Origin of the sequence: Pectobacterium peruviense (assembly GCF_003312355.2) — a bacterium.
Classification (GTDB): Bacteria; Pseudomonadota; Gammaproteobacteria; order Enterobacterales; family Enterobacteriaceae; genus Pectobacterium; species Pectobacterium peruviense.
In genome coordinates, this window is record NZ_CP161826.1 from 1,523,109 (window position 1) to 1,543,594 (window position 20,486).

Genomic DNA, 20,486 nt, shown 5'->3' on the forward strand with positions numbered 1-20,486 from the left:
ATTGCTCAAAAGGGGGTGACTTGAGCTTCACTCATGATTGCATCGATTTAGGCGGAAATGCCCCCTTTGCTAACAAATGGGGGCTGACTCTGAGATATGTTGTTATGTTTAAATAATCATCCGTACAGCGCAATAAACAAGTAGCAAAGCCAACGTGATATTTACGGCTCTGCCATATTTCCTGAAGATCGATTGAAAAAAGTGCCCTGCCAAAGCCCAAACAAAGTTACCGAGGCAACCTATAATAGCCAGAAGAATACTGACACTTGCGACCCAGAAGACTTCATGGGTCACAGGTAACACAAACGCAGAGAGTGCAGTAATTCCGTAAAGAATAATCTTAACGTTTGCAAACTGAAGCCAGAAACTAACCCAGAAACTTAAGGGTTTATCAGCTCCATTTGAAACGTTAGAGTCGCTGGTTCCAATGCGCCAAGCCAACCAGAGTATGTAAGCCACTCCTGCCCAGACGAGCCATTTTGTCACGGCGGGAAGGATGCTAATGAGCGTAAAAGTAAAAATCCCGCAGGCAAGCATCAGAACAAAAAATCCAGTGCTCATACCTGCTAGCACCCGAAGGCTACGGCGTAGTCCATACTGATTTACTGAACTTAGCGCCAAAATATTATTAGGACCTGGCGTCAGCGCCGTTATTAACGTATAGGTCAAAAAACCACTAATTATTGCTGATGTCACTTGTATTCTCCTGTTAGTTTCAGGATATTAGCCACCCAATAACGTCAAAATAGTGAAAGTTTTAGATTTGTAAGTTTCAATTTTTCGATGTTTTTTTCCGAGGTGTGATGTGGACTTGCGACGTTTCGTTACTTTTAAAACCATTGTTGAAGAGGGCTCTTTCGCTCAGGCCGCCCGCAAACTTTGCTGTACTCAATCAACGGTAACGTTTCAAATTCAGCAGCTTGAACAGGAATTATCCATTCAGCTTTTTGAAAAAATTGGGCGCCGTATGGCACTCACTTCGGCGGGAAAATCCTTATTGCCCCAGGTACACGAACTCACCCGGGTTTTGGACGGAATTCGTCAGGTATCACAATGTGGGACGGAAATCGTAGGTGAACTGCGAGTGATGATTGGGGAAACCTTGCTGGCGTATAAAATGCCAGAAGTGTTACGCCATTTCAGATTAAAAGCGCCAAAGGTTCATATTTACTTGCAGTCGGTAAATTGCTACACCATACGGGATTCATTACTTTCTGATAATGCGGATTTAGGTGTTTTTTACCGCGTCGGTAATGATGAAGCGTTGCATATGGAAAATTTCGGACAACAGGAACTTGTGCTCGTTGCCTCGCCTGAACTCGAAGATGTCGACTTTACTCAACATAATCAACATATTCCTGTCAGTTTCATCATCAATGAACCGCAATGTATATTCAGACAAATGTTTGAATCCACACTTCGTGAAAGAAAAATAACGATAGATAGTACTATCGAACTCTGGAGCATTGAGAGCATCAAAAATTGTGTTGCCGGAAACCTTGGTGTCTCTTTCCTTCCAAGGTTCAGCGTTGTCCGTGAACTGGAGTCAGGCGAGTTGAAGACCTTGCCTTTCACCGAGCATCCACTAACGATTACGGCGCTTTGCGCCTATCATGCAGGCCGAACCGTGAGCCCTGCAATGAAGACGTTTCTCGAGTGCATGCGCCAGTGTTTAGGAAACGAACCTTCTGCGTAAGACCGTCATGGCCTAATCATCCCAGGTACTTCTGACTTTTACGTCGGTGAGTGGCATAGCAGATCTCCATATTGAGGTGTCGGCATACGCTGGCTGTTGGTATAAGAATTCATTGAACGGGCTTGTACCATCACTTATACCAACAAATCCTACTTGATGTACGGAGATGTCGGTAGAGTCTGGTTGACTGAAAGCAGCGGATTTATAGCTAATTAACTGAAATTTAGGCATAAAAAAAGACGTCGGTTGACGTCTGTTTACTTCGAAATGGTACGCCCTACAGGGCTCGAACCTGTGACCTACGGCTTAGAAGGCCGTTGCTCTATCCAACTGAGCTAAGGGCGCATTGCGCAAAGAAGTGGCTGCTGCTTGTTACAACAGTGGGCAGGATTATACCCACACGTCTCGGTGAGTCAACGGGTTGACGCTGGATTTACGCTATACGGTGAATCCCTGTACAACTTTGGTGGATGTCGCTTTTTCTGGTGTGACTTTTTTGCACAATTGCGAGCGTCGCAGACATCGCATTGATAGTTTCAGTTTTATACTCGTCATACTTCAAGTTGCATGTGCGTTGGCTACGCTCACTCACCCGAATCACTTACTTGAGTAAGCTCATCGGGATTCCTTCCCTTGCCGCCTGCCTGAAACTCGAATTATTTAGAGTATATCTGCTGGATGCGTTCAGTAATTCTTTTCAAGTTATGATCAGGCATATTCTGCATCCTGCGCTATTGGTACACTATGCCCGCATTCGTTGGGCTTTGGATGAATGTGGGCTGCTTTCACTCGCGAGGCTTGTTGCTCGGCTATTTGTGAATCCGCTATTTTGTCGAACTTTGGAACCTTTTGATTTATGAACATTCTTTCATCCGCATTCTTGCGCGTTTGTCTGCTGGCGATGTTGATGCTGCCTGTTGGATATGCATCGGCGGCGAGTGCGGATTCTGATCCACAGCCCGCGCAGACCGATGCGCCAGTAAAAATTAATGTTGATGCTGAGTTGATCAAGCTGCAAAAACAGTTAGATAGCATCAAGCAGCAGGTTTCAGGCACAAATAACGACAGCAAATTTGGTGCGTTGAATGACACAACGCAAGAGTTGGTGAATAACGCCAACGAGCTTTCTAATGCCGTGGCACCGCAGCGTGCCCAAATTCAGGCTCAGTTGGATGTCTTAGGGCCTGCGCCAGAATCTGGTTCCAGTATTAATGAAACCAGCGAAGTGACGCGTAAGCGAAACAGCCTGAATGCGCAAAAAGCAAAAATGGACGCACAGATTGAGCAGATTCAGGCTTTACGCGCCAGTGCGGCTAATCTGTCGGCGCAAATCGTTACGCTTCGCCGTAGTGCGCTGAAAACGCAACTGGCATTGAATTCTGGCAGCATTCTGGGCGGGCGTTTTTGGGCTCCCCTTATAGCACCACAGGCCGAGGATGTCCGTCGCCTGAGTACCTTTCAGGATCAGTTAACCGACGCCTTTACGGTGGCTTGGGAACCAGACTGGCGCTACGGTTCTGCCTTCCTGATTCTGATTGCAATGGCGATGAGTTCGGCAGGGCGTCGGTATCTGGAGAAATATCTGGCCTGGGCGGGAATTCACTGGTTACCGGAAGGGCGCTTGCGGCGGAGTTTTTTAGCCACGGCGTCAGTTATCTCAACCGTAGTCACGATCGGTATTGCAGTGAATTTGATCGACTTCACGTTCACGCGCCATGGCGAGGCGACAGAACGCGTAGTGTCGTTCCTTGATGCGCTGGTGAGGCAGGCCATTTTCTGTTCGATGATTGCTGGGTTGGGGCGCGCATTCCTGTCAAATCAGCGTCCTTCATGGCGCTTGCCCGCGATTGCTAACCCAGTAGCAAAAGCCATGAAGCCGTTCCCTGTGGTCGCTGCTGGCATTATTTTGATCTTTGGTTTTATTGAACAAGTGACGGCGACGGTGGGGACATCGGTCGCGGCAACCATTATGGTGAATGGCTTATCCGCACTGTTCTTAGCGTTTACTGCCGGGACGATCACGCTGAAAAGCGATCAGATTCGTCGGCAGATGGTGCATTCAGGGGAACAGCCGGAAGCGCGTTCGACGTTATCTGGCGTGATTCATCTTGCTGTATTGGCGACGGCGTTCTCTATTCTGGTGTCACTGGTCATCGGTTATATCTCGCTAGGTCGCTTCCTGGCGTTCGAGCTGGTGTGGATTGGCATGGTGTTCTCCTGCCTGTATTTATTCTCAACATTTATTACCGATATCTGCGAAAGCCTTTTTTCTCCTAACAATGCCAGCGGCAAGCGGATGAAAAATTCGCTCAATCTGGACGATCGGCATCTGGCTCAGGCCACATTGCTTCTGTCGGCTGGTGGTAAAGTCTTTTTAATTTTGATGGCGGCCGTTGCCTTACTTAACGGTACGTTTGGCACCACTACCCCTTTGGAGTTGGTGCAAAAAGCCGTTGAAATCTGGGGGGGGAAAGGGCTGGAAACCTTGAGCATTGTGCCTGCCCATCTGGTCAATGCCGTGCTCTTTCTGGTGGTAGGGGTTTATGTTTTACGCTCTTCAAAACGCTGGTTGGAGGACGAGTTTCTTCCTAAAACGACGCTAGAGCGAGGAATCCGTGCGTCGCTGGTGACGCTATTCAGCAATATCGGTTATATCCTGATTATTCTGCTGACGTTGGCGACATTGGGGATTGAATGGAACAAGCTAGCGTGGATTGTCAGTGCGTTGTCGGTGGGTATCGGTTTTGGCTTACAGGAGATAGTGAAGAACTTTATCTCTGGCCTGATTCTATTGACGGAACGCCCGGTGAAAGTCGGGGACTCGGTCAGTATCAGCGGAGTTGAAGGCGATATCCGGCGGATTAACGTGCGTGCGACGGAAATTCAACTGGGTGATCGTTCGACGGTGATCGTGCCGAACTCTCAATTCATTTCACAGAATGTGCGCAATATTACGATGGGGAATCCGTTTGGGGTTGCGACGCTGGCGCTGACGTTCCCGTTGGATATCGATCCTGAAGAAGTTCGGACACTTTTGCTGGATGCTTACATCAACCATGATGCGATTCTGGAGTCACCGGCGCCGTCAGTGAAATTCAGCCAGTTGAACCCGACGGGCATGGTGCTGAGTGTCACGGGCTATGTCAGCAGTCCGAGAATGGTATCGGAAGCGAAGAGCGACCTGCTGTTTGAGATCATCAAGCGGTTACGGGCATCTAATATTCCGCTAGCCGTACCGCAGAAGATGGTGCTGGAAAATTCAGGGCTTGCACTGCCTGACAGCATTTCGGGCGAGGATAAATAATGATTTATACCCTAAATAATTCGAGTTGCAGTATGACGGGTATAGCCATCCGTTATCCGATATTGAACGGATAACGGATGGACATCGAAGCCGTGCTCACAGGGTGTGAATCGCGGCTATTTTCCCTGCTGGTTAATCATATCGAGATAGATTTCACGTAGCCGCTGAGTAATCTGGCCGGGCTTGCCGTCGCCGATCGTTTTTCCATCCAGCATCACGACGGGGAGGACGAGCATAGTGGCTGAACTGACAAAAATCTCTTTGGCGTGATACGCCTCTTCCGGCGTAAAACAGCGTTCTTCTAACGTAATACCATCTTTTTCTGCCAGTTTGAGCAGCGACTGACGGGTAATACCGTGCAGAATATCGTTGCTAAGTGGGCGAGTCACAACGGTGTTGTCATGCAGGACGATGTAGCAGTTGCAGGAACTGCCTTCGGTAATGAAGCCATCTTGGACAAAGAAAGCGTCATCTGCCTTATTCGCGTGGGCATATTCTTTCGCCAGGCTGGCAGCGAGCAGGCTGACGGTTTTGATATCCCGACGATGCCAACGGATATCCTCGGTGGTGACAACGTGTAGACCCGTTGCAGCTTTCGGGTTACCGACCAGCGAACGCGCCTGAGTGAATAAAACCAGCGTGGATTTGACGTCAGCGGAAGGGAAATAGAAATCACGATCGCCAGCATTGCCACGGCTAAGCTGCAAATAGATCGCGCCTTCTTGCAGATCGTTTTTATTGATCAGCTCATTGTGGATATCTTTGAGCGCTTCTGCGGTGACGGGCAGCGTAAGCGATAACTCGCGGCAGGAGCGTTGCAGGCGAGTGATATGGTCGGGAAAATCAACCAGCTTGCCATCGATTACCGCTGTCACTTCATAGACGGCATCGGCAAACAGGAAACCACGGTCAAATACGGAAATTTTTGCTTCATTCTCTTCTAAATACTGTCCATCAACGTAAACAAGACGTTGCATCACAACACTCCTTAATAGTTGCTCAATGCAGGTTAACGCGCGTTATCCCCACAATAATGCGTTGGGCGGTAATATTTCGCTACCGTTATAATGCAATCCATTATTGCGATCGCGCTGTAAGAGCAACGGGCCATCCAAATCGACCACGGCGGCACCCTGCGCCACGACAAATGCCGGTGCCATCGAAAGCGATGTGCTCACCATGCAACCGACCATAATTTTTAAATTTTTCTCTTGTGCGTATTTTCGCAAACGCAGGGCTTCAGTCAGTCCGCCCGTTTTATCCAGCTTGATGTTGATCATGTCATAGCGTCCTACCAGAGCGGCTAGCGACTGGCTGTCATGGCAGGACTCATCAGCACAGACGGGAATCGGGCGGGGCAGCGTTGCCAGCACATCGTCTTTGCCCGCAGGGAACGGTTGTTCGATCATCGTGACGCCAAGTGCGGCGAGTTCAGGAACCAGCGTCAGATAGCGCTCGGTATCCCATCCTTCATTAGCGTCTACGATCAGGCGAGCTAGTGGTGCGCCTTCGCGAACGGCGGCGACTCTGGCCAGATCGTCTGCATCCGCCAGTTTTAATTTGAGAAGAGGGCGATTGGCATTGTGTATTGCGGCGTGGCGCATGCGGTCTGGCGTATCGAGCGATAGCGTATAGGCCGTCTCCAACGCCGTTGGTGAAGAGAGATTCAGGCGTTGCCAAATGCGTTGCCGATGCTGTTTGCACTCGAGATCCCAAAATGCGCAATCGAGCGCATTACGCGCGGCACCTGCTGGCAGAAGGGGTTGTAGCGCCTCCCGATCCAGACCGTTACGGATGTCGCTGTGCAGTGAGGCAATCTGCTCCATTACGCTGTCGAGGGATTCACCGTAGCGTGAATAAGGAACACATTCGCCATAGCCTGCCACGTTGCCGGACTGAAGCGACACGACAACGACATCTGCCTGACGCTTACTGCCGCGTGAAATGGTAAATGCGCCCTCTATTGGCCAACTTTCGGTGAAATATCGCATCTCGATCATAAGTTTGCTCTTGAATCAATCATCTCGAATCCACCCTATTGTGCCCCAGCGCCGTAAGTTACTCGTTTGACTGGCCTGATTGGGCTCTAAAGTGTAATGCTTCTCTCTGCGCGTATTCTTCATTTTTTGCGATTTTAGTCAGAAATAAATGAGGTTTAATTCCAGACTGAGAAAATTTATGAGCGGGTATCGACAGAGAGAATTATCTGAGATAGCTTGAATAAGCTCATTACACTTCAGGTCGCATATCCCCTTGTGGTTAACGAAAGTTGTAGTTAACGAAAATTGTAGTTAATAAACTGTAGTTAACGAAGACTGGCTTTCTGCGATTTGAATGATGTTGAGTCGAGCGCTTTTTACAGGCGCTGCGTCGCTCGGACGGTCCGGGCGCTCACGTTAATTTGAGGATGTTATGGCTGATTCTACTTCTCCGCGCCGTTTTACGCGCATCGATCGTCTTCCCCCGTATGTATTTAATATCACTGCTGAATTAAAAATGGCTGCGCGTCGTCGCGGCGAAGATATTATTGATTTCAGCATGGGTAACCCCGACGGCCCGACGCCTCCTCACATCGTGGAAAAACTCTGTACGGTTGCACAGCGTGAAGATACCCATGGTTACTCGACCTCCCGAGGGATCCCGCGCTTACGCCGTGCGATCTCCCGCTGGTATGCCGACCGCTATGAGGTTGATATCGATCCTGAAAGTGAAGCGATCGTCACTATTGGTTCCAAAGAGGGGCTGGCGCACTTGATGCTGGCAACGTTGGATCATGGTGATACGGTGCTGGTGCCTAACCCTAGTTACCCCATTCACATTTATGGCGCGGTGATTGCCGGGGCACAGGTGCGTTCTGTGCCGCTGGTAGAGGGCGTCGATTTCTTCAATGAATTAGAGCGCGCTATCCGCGAGAGTATTCCGAAGCCGAAAATGATGATTCTCGGTTTCCCGTCGAACCCGACGGCGCAGTGCGTCGAATTGGATTTCTTCGAACGTGTTGTTGCATTGGCGAAACAGTACGGCGTGTTGGTTATCCATGATTTAGCCTATGCCGATATCGTTTATGACGGCTGGAAGGCACCGTCGATTATGCAGGTTCCCGGCGCAAAGGACATCGCGGTGGAGTTCTTCACGCTGTCGAAAAGCTACAACATGGCAGGCTGGCGCATTGGTTTTATGGTCGGAAATCCGGAGCTGGTAAACGCGTTGGCACGGATTAAGAGCTACCACGATTACGGTACGTTTACGCCGTTGCAGGTTGCCGCGATTGCTGCGTTGGAAGGCGATCAGCAATGTGTGCGTGATATTGCTGAGCAGTATCGCCAGCGCCGTAACGTTTTGGTGCGCGGTCTGCGTGAGGCAGGTTGGATGGTTGATGAGCCGAAAGCCTCAATGTACGTCTGGGCGAAAATCCCTGATGTCTATGCGCATCTGGGCTCGCTGGAGTTCGCCAAGCGGCTGCTGTCTGAAGCGAAGGTTTGCGTCTCACCTGGCATTGGCTTTGGGGATTATGGCGATACCCATGTTCGGTTTGCCTTAATCGAAAATCAGGATCGTATTCGGCAGGCGGTACGCGGAATTAAGACGATGTTCCGCGCTGACGGTATCTTGCCGACCACGAAACCCGTAGCAGGAAAGGGCCCTGCGGCCTGATATCCTCGGCTCCCAGTTGCCTGACTGGGAGCAACATAAACATGCCGTGACAGCGGCTTATCATTTGCTAGAATGCCTACCGTTAATCTCAATCAGGATGAGTTTGTCATGTCGTTATCACTGTCTAAATTTTCTGCGTTAACGCTGCTTTGCGTCACGCTGGCCGGGTGCCAACAAACAGGAACGTCTGCCCACAAAGGAACGGTGGCAGGTCAGTCTTCTGCGGTAACGGTCTCTTCTAACGATCAACTGAATCAGCTGTCGTCGCTGGTGGCGGCCACCCGGTATCTCAAATCGAAATGCAACCGTAGCGACCTTCCCGATGATGCGACGATTGCCAATGTGGCATTGGCTGTGGCGAAGCAAAGAGGCTGGGATGTTGCGAACTATCAGGCTTTACCGCAGCGCAGTGAAAGCCTGTATCAAGGGTTATTAAAAGACAGTACGCCAAAAGAGGCGCAGTGTTCGGAATTTAACCGCACGCTGACGCCGTTTATTGATGCCATGCGTAGCCACGGTTAAGGCGTAGTATTTCCACTTTCGTTGGCGGCGGAACGTTCATTCTCGTTGAATTTTCCGCCTGGCCAATCCTCCAGCGCTTCCAGAATAAACACCTCACCCTCTACGCTAAAAATGGTCATATCCTGCTGGATTTGTTCTATGGTTAGCCCTTCCATCGGCGAGTCGCCTTCACGGAATTGCAGGCCGTTGAGCGTGATGCTGCGTTTGGCTTCGTCCGACGTATAAACATGTGCGCTGTAGGTCAATGGCGGAATATCCCCATTGCTGATGGGCGGTAACGACAGCGTGGTCTTTTTCTCAAGGGGGGCAGCAGGCGCATCGACATGAGTCTCTCCCTGATGCGGCGTCGCTGTGAGTGCTGTCGACGCTTGTCCCTCAACCGTAGGTAAGGTGGCGGCTTGAACGGCCAACGTGGTCGTCGGAGACGTCGTAGGGCTACCCCAGCGCTGGTGGCTGAACCAGCCTAGGGCGATAAAAAGTAAAGCATAAACAACCATCAGATAACCGGGCATCGGGTATCTGGCAAGTAGCGCTGGCTGTGAGTGTGTCTGTGCGTCCGGTGCGTTATCCACGCGCTAATCCTTAATTATTTATCCCCGTCATACTTCAAGCTGCATGTGTGTTGGCAATACTCGGCTCATCTATGAGCCTCACCCTGAAGGGCCGCCGCTTACGGCGTTCAAATCGGCTATGCCGATTTGTCCTCGCTCACCCCAGTCACTTACTGATGTAAGCTCCTGGGGATGAATGAGAGACAAGTATGTCTCTCACCAGAGGTCAGCCTTTGGCTGCTCAAATTCGTCTTTGACGAATTTGTCACTGCGTCGTCGCCTTCCTGCAACTCGAATTATTTAGGGGGTACTTAGGTCGTGTAGCATCACATCATAAACGAAAGTCGGGTGAGTAGGATGGTGCTGCATGCCTTATTTTGCAAAAAATAGGAAGCACCAGAAAACTGAATCTCTCGGTTATGTGACAGTTCCTCCATTTTGATTAAAAACTATTGTAATCATAATAATCACGCATGGAATCTTGATGCGGGTCGCAAAAAAAATGTGCGAATTTGCTTTAATGAAACCATGTTTTACCATTGTAGGTATGGTGTTTCTTTTTGGTGTTTTAATCGTCAATAAACGAGGGGGTTATAAGAATTTAATTAAGCATCCTGAGTGTTGAATCGGCAGTACTATTATGTGGTTTTTACTACAGGTATTTCGCTGATTTTTTATCAATAAGGGATGAGCCAATCTGCCGCTAAATTACGAATAAAAAAATTTCAAAGTGTGCGATTAATATCGCAGGATTTTTTGCGGATTTATTTTTCTATTTTAATAATTAAAAAATACTGAGGGATAAAATGTTTAGAGCGGTTATTGGGGCTGGTCGTTTACGCACCTGTGCGGTAGCTATTGCCCTTTCTGGGATGGTACTTTCTGGGTGTGACAATAGTCAGCAGCCAGTGGCAGAAACGGCGCCGCCAGATTTGCAGGTGAAAACCACACCGTTTGGTTGGGCTGCACAATACCAGAACACGGACGGTAAGTTTTACGCGACGACGGGTGGTGAGGGTGCGCATGAAAATAGCATTTATATCGTCAGTAATCGTCAGGAATTAAAGGATGCGTTAAATAATGTTCGCAGCGCCCGTTATATCGCAGGCGATGCCGATGCGGAACTACAGGCAAAATTAGAACCTAAGATTATCTATTGGCAAGGCACTATCCGTGGTGATGATTTAGGGAATGGCCGCAATGCGAATGCAGAGGATTATAAAACTAAACCGAATAAAACTACGTTCGATTTTGATTTATATGTCAAAGCGTTCGATCAGAATTATCTGGCGCAGCTGAAAGCCATTGCGGATGCGGGGGGAACGGATGCGGCGGCCGCCAGTGCAGAGCTTAGCCTGTTGAAAAAACAGAATGGTCAGCGTTCGCAGTATGCCAATAACCAGAAAGCGCAGATTCAATTTCAGGTTCCACCGAATACCACGATTTTAGGTGTAGGTAGCAACGCGAAACTGGTGGAGGGGTATTTATCCCTCAATACGTTAAGCCAAACGTTCGGCAAAACGGATAACAGCAACATTATTATCCGTAATATTACGTTTCAGGCACCGCGTGACTTTGCTCCAGCCTGGGATGCGGGCGACGGTGATAAAGGCAACTGGAATGCGCGTTATGATTCCGTATCGATTAATGCCAGTAAAAATGTCTGGGTTGACCATTGCACTTTTACGGATGGTGAATATCCCGATCATTTAGAGCCCGTGCTGTTCGGTAAACATATCCAACGCCACGATGGCCTGCTGGATATAGAAGATGGTGCCGATTACCTGACAATTTCCTACAACATTTTTTCCCAGCATGACAAAACGGTATTAATTGGCTCTGGTGACGGTGATAAGGGGGAATATCGGATCACTTTTGAAGGCAATTTATGGGACAACAGCGTGCAGCGCTCACCGCGTGTGCGTTTTGGTCAGGTGCATTTGCTTAATAACTATCACTGTGGTGCAACGGATACAAACTATCCCATTCTGTATGCGATTGGGATGGGTTTCGATTCATCGATTCTTTCCGAAAGTAACGTTTTTAATTTCCAGGGCGGTAGTGCAGACGAAAAACTGATTATTGGTGCTTATAAGGGAAGTAAATTTAAAGACAACGGTTCTTGGTTCAATGGCAATCCGGCAAGCAATCTGAATCAAATTGCCTTAGATAAATGTAGTGCGCTGCAAGAAACCGAAAAGGCTGCTGCTACAAGTTCTGGGAAAGCGGTGCCGGGATGGGCGCTGGAGACCTGCACCAATGAATTGGAATGGAGCCCGCCTTATGTGTATAGCGTTGGGAAATCCATCGCCGCCGTTGAGAAATATGTTCTGGAAAACGCGGGTTCTGGAAAACTGGATATTTCTCTCCCCTAGTTATCGTCATTAACACATTATCATCATTAACACCTTCTTTTTGTTGAAATAGTTATCTGTAATCTCTCTGCCCAATATCAATCATTCTGCGGTAATGAATCTGCCGCAGGGTGAGATATATCGGGAAAAATAATAGTAAAAATACAGGAAATACTATGACTTATTTTTTACCCCGTACTCGTCTTACACTCTGCGCGACAGTCGTTCTGAGCAGCCTGATTGCCGGATGCAGCGATAGCGACTCAGCGCCGGATGTTGGTGTCGATCGTTCTGCAGCGCCTCAAAATCTTAAAGTGCCGACGCTGGCTTATGATGACAACAGCGTGGTACTTGCCTGGGAAAAACCGACTAAACCTGCCGCTGGCATTAAAGATTATCGTGTTTATATGAATGGAACCTTGTTGGGCGGAACCATTGATAACCAGAACACCCACTCGCCAGCGAAGCCTTATATCGATAACTTCTACAACGCGATTGATACCACCAACTGGCACGTCCGCGTCAGCTTCCATAATTTCAAGGTGGCTAACCTGTCGCCGGAAACAGAGTATCGCTTCACGGTACGCGCGCTTTATGAAGACGGTAAAGAGTCCGTTGATAGTGAAGCGGTTGTGCAGAAAACAACGGCCACGCCAGCCTCATTGAACGTGACTAACTACGGTGCGAAAGGGGATGGGATAGCAAACGATACGCTGGCGATTCAGAAGGCGATTGATGACTGTACGCCAGCCGCGTATCCGAAAGGCTGTAAAGTTGTCGTTGAAGGTGGGACGTTTAAAACGGGTGCGCTGTTCCTGCATAGCGATATGACGTTTGAAGTCGCGAAAGGCACTACGTTGCTGGGGTCAGCAAACGGTGACGATTACCCACTTGCCCGTGGCTACTATCTCTATCCATACAGTGCACCTAAATTGCCTAAGCGCCCACCTTCGCTGATTAACGTACTCGAAGCGGACGATCAGGGTAGCAGCCATGCTGGTACCTTTAAAAATATTCGTATCGTCGGGCAGGGCACGATTGATGGCAATGGCTGGACGCGCGGTATTAAAGCCGGTGATGCAAACATTACTGAAATTGATGAATTAAATAATACCTTACCTCTCTATCGTGCGAGCAAAGCCACCAATGTCAGCAGTGACGGTATTCTGGCAAAAGACCAAACGGCCAAGGCCGTTAATGAAGGAATAGTACTGGAGGAAGCGTACAAAAATCGCCGCTCCAGCCTGATGACGTTGCGCGGTGTGAGCAATATGTATCTGGAAGGGCTGACAATTCTGAACCCGGCATACCACGGTGTGATGGTGCTGGAATCTGAAAATGTGGCGATGAATGCGCTGGTTCACACGACATATGATGCCAATAACGCGGATGGCATTGAATTCGGAAACAGCCAGAACGTCATGGTATTCAATAACTTTTTTGATACGGGTGATGACAGCGTAAACTTTGCAGCGGGATACGGTGCTGAAGTGGCGACGCTGGGGCAAAAAGCGCAGAGCGGTGCCTGGATCTTCAATAACTACTTCCGCCGTGGGCATGGTGCAGTGGTAACGGGTAGCCACACGGGTGCCTGGATTGAAAAAATTGTTGCTGAAGATAACGTAATGAATAAGACGGATGTTGGCCTGCGCATGAAGAGCCGACCTTATTATGGCGGCGGCTCGCGTGACGTGGTATTCCGTAATAACGCGATGCGTGATATTGTCAACGAGCCGTTCGTGTTCACTATCAAATATAAAGCGGACGTGAACGATACCCAGCCTGCGGCAGAACCCGCACAGTTCCGTGATGTGACCGTTTCTAACGTCACGGTTGATGGTTCACCGAAGAAAAACAGCATCATGGTAGACGGGATGACCGTGCTTGAAATGGCTGATGCGTATAAGTTCTCCTTTGGACGTGATGCTTATCACCAAGGCTTGCATTTTGAGAATGTAAAATTCAAAAATGTAAAAGCTACGGACATCACGTTCCTGAAGAACAGTGAATTTAAAAATGTCATTTTTGAGAATGTACCGGGAGCCTGGAATTTCGGTCATATTGAAAATATCAGGCTCGAAGACCGTGTAAATAATGATGCCGCGCTGACGACCAGCGGTGATGAAACCATCACCCGGGAAGCCGCAACGGAATAAGGCATTTTCCCCACGCCGCTAGGTGTGGGGAGTATTATGGATGATTACCTATGGCACGATTGCAAGCGTTCAAAGATCCGTCTTTTAATTCGTTGGTTGCCACTTTTCGGTCACTGCCAGCTCCTCTGATTCGACGTATCGTATTGGGGCTGATTTTACTGCTGATTTGTCAGCAGTTGGCCGTACTGACCTGGCGCTTTCTCCTACCTGAAGACTCACGCATTGTTGGCGTGTCGGTTACGCCTGCCCAAGCGAAAGAAAAGCCTTCAACGCTGGGTGATTTTACCTTGTTCGGCCATGCTCCCGATGCGGATACCTCCGCCGTTAACGACGCCGCATTATCCGGCGATATTCCGTTGTCATCGTTAAATATCAGTCTGACTGGGGTATTGGCGAGTGAAGACGCCAAACGTTCGATTGCCATTATCGCTAAAGATAGTCAGCAATATAGCCGCAACGTCGGCGATGCCGTGCCGGGCTATGAAGCCAAAATTGTGACTATCTCTGCCGATCGTGTCGTGCTCCAGTACCAAGGGCGCTATGAAGCGCTGCACTTGTATCAGGAGGAAAGCACTGCCGATGCGCCGCCGTCTTCTGGCGCTTTTAGTCAGGTGAAAGAGAAAATACAAAAAGATCCCTTCTCGGCGCAGGACTACCTCACCATTTCTCCCGTCACGGAAGAAGAAGTACTGAAAGGATATCAGTTAAATCCCGGCAAAAATCCCGATCTTTTTTACCGCGCAGGCTTGCAGGATAACGATCTCGCTGTGTCATTAAATGGCATGGATTTACGCGATGCAGATCAGGCACAGCAGGCGATGGCGCAATTGGCAGGGATGAGCAAATTTAATTTGACCGTCGAGCGTGATGGTCAACAGCAGGATATATATCTGGCACTGGATGGAGACCACTAATTTGTTTAGCAAGGGACAGGGATTTTTTAAGCGTCAGGTTTTTTCGAAATATAAAAACCAATGGCTTGGTCATGTACGCCGCAAGAGCATGTTATTGCTCGGCGGGAGTGTTCTGTTGATGGCGTCATCGTTGGCGTGGAGCGCCGAATTCTCCGCCAGTTTTAAAGGCACGGATATTCAGGAGTTTATTAATACCGTCAGTAAGAATCTGAATAAGACGGTCATTATCGATCCATCAGTCAGCGGAACGATTACCGTACGCAGCTACGACATGATGAACGAAGAACAGTATTACCAGTTCTTCCTGAGCGTGTTGGATGTCTATGGATTCACTGTTATCCCGATGGATAACAATGTGTTGAAAATCATTCGCTCGAAGGATGCGAAATCAACCTCGATGCCGTTGGCGAGCGATGAAAAGCCGGGTGTCGGCGATGAAGTCGTTACGCGCGTCGTGCCGGTCAATAACGTAGCGGCTCGCGATTTGGCACCGCTGCTACGTCAGTTGAACGACAACGCAGGTGCCGGGAGTGTGGTGCATTACGAACCGTCGAACGTGCTATTGATGACCGGTCGAGCAGGTGTGATCAAACGGCTGATGACGATTGTCGAACGGGTTGATCAGACGGGCGATCGGAATGTGACGAGCATTCCGCTGTCTTATGCCTCTTCGCTGGAAGTGGTGAAGATGGTGAATGAACTGAACAAGATGGATGAAAAATCCGCCTTGCCGGGCATGTTGACCGCCAATGTGGTCGCGGATGAACGAACCAACTCGGTGCTGGTGCGCGGAGAGCCGAATTCACGCCAGCGCGTTATCGATATGATCAAGCAGCTCGATCGCCAGCAGGCGGTACAGGGCAATACCAAAGTCATCTATCTCAAATACGCCAAGGCCACCGATCTGGTTGAAGTGCTCACGGGTGTCGGCGACAGTATCCAAACCGACCAACAAAATGCGTTGCCCGCGCTGCGCAAAGACATTTCGATTAAGGCACACGAACAAACTAATTCGCTGATTGTGAATGCGGCACCTGACATCATGCGCGATCTGGAACAGGTGATTGCACAGCTGGATATCCGTCGTCCGCAGGTATTGGTCGAAGCGATCATCGCGGAAGTGCAAGATGCCGATGGGATGAACCTGGGCGTTCAATGGGCGAATAAAAATGCTGGGGTGACACAGTTCACGAATACGGGGTTACCGATCACGACAATGATGGCGGGAGCGGACCAGTTTCGGCGTGATGGAACGCTTGGCACGGCTGCGACGAGTGCACTGGGCAGCTTCAACGGGATTGCCGCCGGTTTCTATCAGGGCAACTGGAGCATGCTGATGACGGCACTCTCCAGCAACAGCAAGAACGATATTCTGGCAACGCCGAGTATTGTGACGCTGGACAATATGGAAGCGACGTTTAACGTTGGTCAGGAAGTACCTGTATTAGCGGGTTCACAGACGACATCCGGTGACAACGTTTTCCAAACGGTTGAACGTAAAACGGTCGGTATCAAACTGAAGGTGAAACCGCAAATCAACGAAGGCGACTCCGTTCTGCTGGAAATCGAACAGGAAGTTTCCAGCGTAGCTGATGCTGCCTCCAGCAGCAGCACCAATCTTGGGGCAACATTCAACACACGTACCGTCAATAACGCGGTGCTGGTCAGCAGCGGTGAAACCGTCGTAGTGGGGGGCTTGCTGGATAAAAGTACGAATGAGTCCGCCAGTAAAGTGCCTTTCTTGGGCGATATTCCAATTCTGGGGCATTTGTTCCGTTCAAACAGTCAGGAAACGAAAAAGCGTAACCTGATGCTGTTTATCCGTCCTTCTATTATCCGCGATCGTAGCCAATATCAGAGTGCCTCTGCCAGTAAATATCACTCATTCAGCAATGAAGAACAGAAACAGAGAAACGTAAATAGCGGTGATGGCGGGCTTCTGGATAACGATTTGCTGCGCCTGCCAGAGGGTGGGAACGCTTATACGTTCCGTCAGGTCCAGTCCTCTATTGTGGCGTTCTATCCGGCGGGCGGGAAATGAGTGACGTTGCCTCTCAGATTATAGAATTACGCCCCATATTGCCTTTCGCCTATGCACGATCGCAGCAAATTCTGCTGTTGCAGGGGGGAAATGACGCGAGCCTTCGGACGATTTGTGTCGCACAGACGCCGTCAGCTGCCTTGCTGGAAGCGCGTCGGGTTGCGGGTTGTTCGCTCAGGGTTGAGCGAGTCACGGAAGAAGAGTTTGAGCGGCAATTGGTCATTAGCTATCAGCGCGATTCGGAAGAAGCGCGCCGTATGATGGAGGACATCGGTAACGAGATGGACTTCTATACGCTGGTGGAAGAACTGCCAGACAGCGATGATCTGCTCGATGCCGATGACGACGCACCGATTATCCGCCTCATCAACGCCATGTTGACCGAGGCGATTAAGAATAAGGCGTCGGATATTCATATCGAAACCTATGAGCGCTATTTGCTGATCCGCTTCCGGGTTGACGGCGTATTACGTGAGATCTTGCGTCCACAGCGTAAGCTGGCCTCGCTGCTGGTGTCGCGTATCAAAGTCATGGCTAAGCTGGATATTGCGGAAAAGCGTATTCCGCAGGATGGACGCATGGCGCTACGGGTGGGGGGGCGGGCGATTGACGTGCGCGTGTCCACATTGCCGTCGAACTACGGTGAACGCGTTGTACTGCGTTTACTGGATAAAAATAGCGTTAAGCTCGATCTTGAATTGTTAGGCATGTCTGAACGTAATCGACAACTGTTGGACAGCCTGATCCACCGCCCACACGGAATTATTCTGGTCACTGGCCCGACAGGGTCGGGGAAAAGTACCACGCTTTACGCTGCGCTCAGTCGTCTGAATGCCTCGGAACGTAACATCATGACGGTGGAAGATCCCATCGAATATGAACTGGAAGGCATCGGGCAAACGCAGGTCAATACCAAGGTGGATATGACGTTTGCTCGCGGGCTGCGTGCCATTTTGCGTCAGGATCCGGACGTCGTGCTGGTAGGGGAAATTCGTGATGGTGAGACGGCGCAGATTGCTGTTCAGGCATCGCTGACCGGCCACCTCGTGCTATCCACTCTGCATACCAATAGTGCGCTGGGCGCGCTGTCTCGTTTACAGGATATGGGCGTAGAACCTTTCCTGCTGTCAACTTCTCTGCTGGGCGTACTCGCGCAGCGTCTGGTCAGGACGCTATGCCCTGACTGTAGTCAGCCGCAGCCGGTCGATCCGGTTCAGGCGAAGCAGATGGGTATCGCACCTGAAACGCTACTGCACAATCCGGTTGGCTGTCCGCAGTGTAGCTTTACCGGCTACCGAGGGCGTATCGGTATTCATGAACTGGTGCTGATCAATGACGATGTCCGCGCGGCGATCCACCGCAGTGACGGTGAAATGGCGATTGCGCAGATTCTGGGAGAGAAACGCGCCACCATCCGTCAGGACGGCTTGGAGAAGGTGCTGGCAGGGCTTACGACCTGGGAAGAAGTGATCCGCGTAACCAAAGAGGAATGACATGGCACAGTACCAGTATCAGGCGCTGGATGCGCAAGGGAAAAAATGCCGTGGCAGTCAGGAGGCAGACTCAGCCAGACAGGCGCGTCAGTTACTACGGGAGCGTGGGCTGGTTCCGCTGTCGGTTGATGAAAGCCGAGGCGATCAGCAGAAATCTGGTTCTACTGGGCTATCCTTACGCCGAAAAATTCGTCTCAGCACCTCAGATTTGGCGCTATTGACGCGTCAGTTGGCGACGCTGGTGGCGGCATCGTTGCCGTTGGAAGAAGCTCTGGATGCGGTGGCAAAGCAGAGCGAAAAACCACATCTGAGCCAGTTGATGGCGGCGGTGCGCAGCAAAGTCATGGAAGGTCACTCGCTGGCGGATGCCATGAAATGCTTTCCCAGCAGCTTTGAACGGCTGTATTGCGCAATGGTCGCTGCAGGTGAGACGTCCGGTCACCTTGATGCCGTGTTGAATCGGCTGGCGGACTACACCGAGCAGCGCCAACAGATGCGCAGTCGCATACAGCAGGCGATGATCTACCCGTGCGTGCTAACCGTGGTCGCTATTGCTGTGGTCAGTATTTTGCTGTCCGTCGTGGTGCCGAAGGTCGTCGAGCAATTTATTCACATGAAGCAGGCGTTGCCACTTTCTACCCGAGTTTTGATGGGGATGAGCGATGCCGTGCGCACGTTTGGGCCGTGGTTCCTGTTGGCATTGCTGGCTGGATTTATGGCGCTGCGGGTGATGCTGCGGCAGGAAAAGCGGCGTGTCAGTTTTCATCGACGTCTGCTGTATTTACCGCTGATCGGTCGCATAGCCCGTGGCCTGAATACGGCACGCTACGCGCGGACGCTCAGTATTCTCAATGCCAGTGCGGTTCCGTTGTTGCAGGCGATGCGTATTAGCGGCGATGTGATGAGCAATGATTATGCCCGTCATCGTCTTGCTATGGCAACGGATGCGGTACGAGAGGGCGTGAGTCTCCACAAAGCGTTGGAACAAACGGCGCTCTTTCCTCCGATGATGCGCCATATGATCGCCAGCGGTGAACGCAGCGGCGAGCTGGACAGCATGTTGGAACGGGCGGCAGATAATCAGGATCGTGAATTCAGTTCGCAGATGACGCTGGCGCTGGGGTTATTTGAACCGCTGCTGGTGGTCAGTATGGCGGCGGTCGTACTGTTTATCGTATTGGCGATTTTACAACCGATTCTACAACTGAATACGTTAATGAGTTCATAAGCTCAATGAGCTTGTCGCAACAATGAGTTCGTTAAGAGAACCAACAATTGAACGAGGAAAAGTAAGGATGCAGCAACGTCAACGTGGTCATGGTCAGCGTGGTTTTACTCTGTTGGAAATTATGGTGGTGATCGTCATTCTCGGCGTACTGGCGAGTCTGGTGGTGCCCAATCTGATGGGGAATAAGGAAAAGGCGGATCGGCAAAAAGCCGTCAGCGATATTGTGTCTCTTGAAAGCGCACTCGATATGTACAAGCTGGATAACAACCGTTATCCGTCCACTGAACAGGGGCTGAAAGCGCTGGTCACGAAGCCGACGGTACAGCCAGAACCGCGTAACTATCCAGCCGATGGCTATATTCGTCGCCTGCCGCAGGATCCGTGGGGCACGGACTACCAGCTGTTGAACCCCGGCCAACACGGCAAACTAGATATCTTCTCTCTTGGGCCAGATGGCATGCCGGGAACGGAAGATGACATCGGCAACTGGAATCTTGATAAGAAATAAAATCTGCGGCGGCATGCCTGTCGTTATAAACGATGGCTATCAATGAATGACGGCGGAAAAAGGAC

The 20,486-nt window shown here is 50.2% G+C and carries 15 protein-coding genes and 1 tRNA gene; 11 read left to right on the top strand and 5 right to left on the bottom strand.

The genetic code is table 11. The features are described from left to right. Positions 1-108 precede the first annotated feature (108 nt). The gene (gene eamB / locus DUT67_RS06915) at positions 109-696 is read right to left on the bottom strand and encodes a cysteine/O-acetylserine transporter (protein WP_048261274.1); all 588 of its coding nucleotides are present in this window, start codon (positions 694-696) and stop codon (positions 109-111) included. A gap of 109 nt (positions 697-805) precedes the next feature. Here eamB and DUT67_RS06920 point away from each other — a divergent pair, with 109 nt between their 5' ends. After that, the gene (locus DUT67_RS06920) at positions 806-1,696 is read left to right on the top strand and encodes a LysR family transcriptional regulator (protein ID WP_048261271.1); all 891 of its coding nucleotides are present in this window, start codon (positions 806-808) and stop codon (positions 1,694-1,696) included. A gap of 268 nt (positions 1,697-1,964) precedes the next feature. Here the strand turns inward: DUT67_RS06920 and DUT67_RS06925 are convergent. Next, positions 1,965-2,041 (bottom strand) — tRNA-Arg (locus DUT67_RS06925). A gap of 511 nt (positions 2,042-2,552) precedes the next feature. Between DUT67_RS06925 and DUT67_RS06930 the strand changes: the two genes are divergently transcribed. After that, a complete protein-coding gene (locus DUT67_RS06930) occupies positions 2,553-5,000 on the top strand; it encodes a DUF3772 domain-containing protein (protein ID WP_048261269.1) in 2,448 nt (815 codons plus the stop codon). A gap of 116 nt (positions 5,001-5,116) precedes the next feature. On the opposite strand, the gene DUT67_RS06935 is transcribed toward DUT67_RS06930, so the two are convergent. Both DUT67_RS06935 and dgcA read right to left on the bottom strand, forming a co-directional pair. Continuing rightward, positions 5,117-5,977, bottom strand: a complete 861-nt coding sequence (locus DUT67_RS06935) for a D-amino-acid transaminase (RefSeq protein WP_113626588.1) — start codon at positions 5,975-5,977, stop codon at positions 5,117-5,119. A gap of 42 nt (positions 5,978-6,019) precedes the next feature. Continuing rightward, entirely contained in the window at positions 6,020-7,000 is a 981-nt protein-coding gene (dgcA, locus tag DUT67_RS06940) for an N-acetyl-D-Glu racemase DgcA (RefSeq protein ID WP_113626587.1), read from the bottom strand. A gap of 412 nt (positions 7,001-7,412) precedes the next feature. Between dgcA and alaC the strand changes: the two genes are divergently transcribed. Next, positions 7,413-8,654, top strand: a complete 1,242-nt coding sequence (gene alaC / locus DUT67_RS06945; RefSeq protein ID WP_048261264.1) for an alanine transaminase — start codon at positions 7,413-7,415, stop codon at positions 8,652-8,654. 108 nt (positions 8,655-8,762) lie between these two features. After that, the gene (gene gspS, locus DUT67_RS06950; protein ID WP_113626586.1) at positions 8,763-9,176 is read left to right on the top strand and encodes a type II secretion system pilot lipoprotein GspS; all 414 of its coding nucleotides are present in this window, start codon (positions 8,763-8,765) and stop codon (positions 9,174-9,176) included. Here gspS and gspB read toward each other — a convergent pair. Then, positions 9,173-9,748, bottom strand: a complete 576-nt coding sequence (gene gspB, locus DUT67_RS06955) for a type II secretion system assembly factor GspB (protein ID WP_113626585.1) — start codon at positions 9,746-9,748, stop codon at positions 9,173-9,175. The genes gspS and gspB overlap by 4 nt on opposite strands. A 785-nt stretch (positions 9,749-10,533) precedes the next feature. On the opposite strand from gspB, the gene DUT67_RS06960 reads away from it, so the two are divergent. The 7 genes from DUT67_RS06960 to gspG all read left to right on the top strand — a co-directional run bounded on the left by DUT67_RS06960 (position 10,534) and on the right by gspG (position 20,421). Beyond that, positions 10,534-12,102 (top strand): polysaccharide lyase family 1 protein, encoded by a 1,569-nt coding sequence (locus tag DUT67_RS06960; protein ID WP_113632260.1) that lies wholly within the window; start codon positions 10,534-10,536, stop codon positions 12,100-12,102. 155 nt (positions 12,103-12,257) lie between these two features. After that, positions 12,258-14,237, top strand: coding sequence for a glycosyl hydrolase family 28 protein (locus tag DUT67_RS06965; RefSeq protein WP_113632259.1), 1,980 nt, complete (start codon positions 12,258-12,260; stop codon positions 14,235-14,237). 50 nt (positions 14,238-14,287) lie between these two features. Next, positions 14,288-15,151, top strand: coding sequence for a type II secretion system protein GspC (gene gspC, locus DUT67_RS06970; RefSeq protein ID WP_113632258.1), 864 nt, complete (start codon positions 14,288-14,290; stop codon positions 15,149-15,151). 88 nt (positions 15,152-15,239) lie between these two features. Next, positions 15,240-17,192 carry a type II secretion system secretin GspD gene (gene gspD / locus DUT67_RS06975; protein WP_189339503.1) on the top strand — a complete coding sequence of 651 codons (1,953 nt, stop codon included), beginning with the start codon at positions 15,240-15,242 and terminating at the stop codon, positions 17,190-17,192. Next, entirely contained in the window at positions 17,189-18,685 is a 1,497-nt protein-coding gene (gene gspE, locus DUT67_RS06980) for a type II secretion system ATPase GspE (protein WP_113626580.1), read from the top strand. The genes gspD and gspE overlap by 4 nt, the downstream gene beginning before the upstream one ends. A gap of 1 nt (position 18,686) precedes the next feature. Continuing rightward, positions 18,687-19,913 carry a type II secretion system inner membrane protein GspF gene (gene gspF, locus DUT67_RS06985; protein ID WP_101781265.1) on the top strand — a complete coding sequence of 409 codons (1,227 nt, stop codon included), beginning with the start codon at positions 18,687-18,689 and terminating at the stop codon, positions 19,911-19,913. Positions 19,914-19,980: 67 nt separating this feature from the next. Then, the gene (gene gspG / locus DUT67_RS06990) at positions 19,981-20,421 is read left to right on the top strand and encodes a type II secretion system major pseudopilin GspG (RefSeq protein ID WP_039298236.1); all 441 of its coding nucleotides are present in this window, start codon (positions 19,981-19,983) and stop codon (positions 20,419-20,421) included. Positions 20,422-20,486 lie beyond the last annotated feature (65 nt).

Coding starts and splice junctions, on each gene's coding strand:
- DUT67_RS06930 (WP_048261269.1), top strand. CDS start 2,553: ATGAACATTCTTTCATCCGCATTCTTGCGCGTTTGTCTGCTGGCGATG.
- DUT67_RS06935 (WP_113626588.1), bottom strand. CDS start 5,977: ATGCAACGTCTTGTTTACGTTGATGGACAGTATTTAGAAGAGAATGAA.
- dgcA (WP_113626587.1), bottom strand. CDS start 7,000: ATGATCGAGATGCGATATTTCACCGAAAGTTGGCCAATAGAGGGCGCA.
- alaC (WP_048261264.1), top strand. CDS start 7,413: ATGGCTGATTCTACTTCTCCGCGCCGTTTTACGCGCATCGATCGTCTT.
- gspS (WP_113626586.1), top strand. CDS start 8,763: ATGTCGTTATCACTGTCTAAATTTTCTGCGTTAACGCTGCTTTGCGTC.
- DUT67_RS06960 (WP_113632260.1), top strand. CDS start 10,534: ATGTTTAGAGCGGTTATTGGGGCTGGTCGTTTACGCACCTGTGCGGTA.
- DUT67_RS06965 (WP_113632259.1), top strand. CDS start 12,258: ATGACTTATTTTTTACCCCGTACTCGTCTTACACTCTGCGCGACAGTC.
- gspC (WP_113632258.1), top strand. CDS start 14,288: ATGGCACGATTGCAAGCGTTCAAAGATCCGTCTTTTAATTCGTTGGTT.
- gspD (WP_189339503.1), top strand. CDS start 15,240: ATGTTATTGCTCGGCGGGAGTGTTCTGTTGATGGCGTCATCGTTGGCG.
- gspE (WP_113626580.1), top strand. CDS start 17,189: ATGAGTGACGTTGCCTCTCAGATTATAGAATTACGCCCCATATTGCCT.
- gspF (WP_101781265.1), top strand. CDS start 18,687: ATGGCACAGTACCAGTATCAGGCGCTGGATGCGCAAGGGAAAAAATGC.
- gspG (WP_039298236.1), top strand. CDS start 19,981: ATGCAGCAACGTCAACGTGGTCATGGTCAGCGTGGTTTTACTCTGTTG.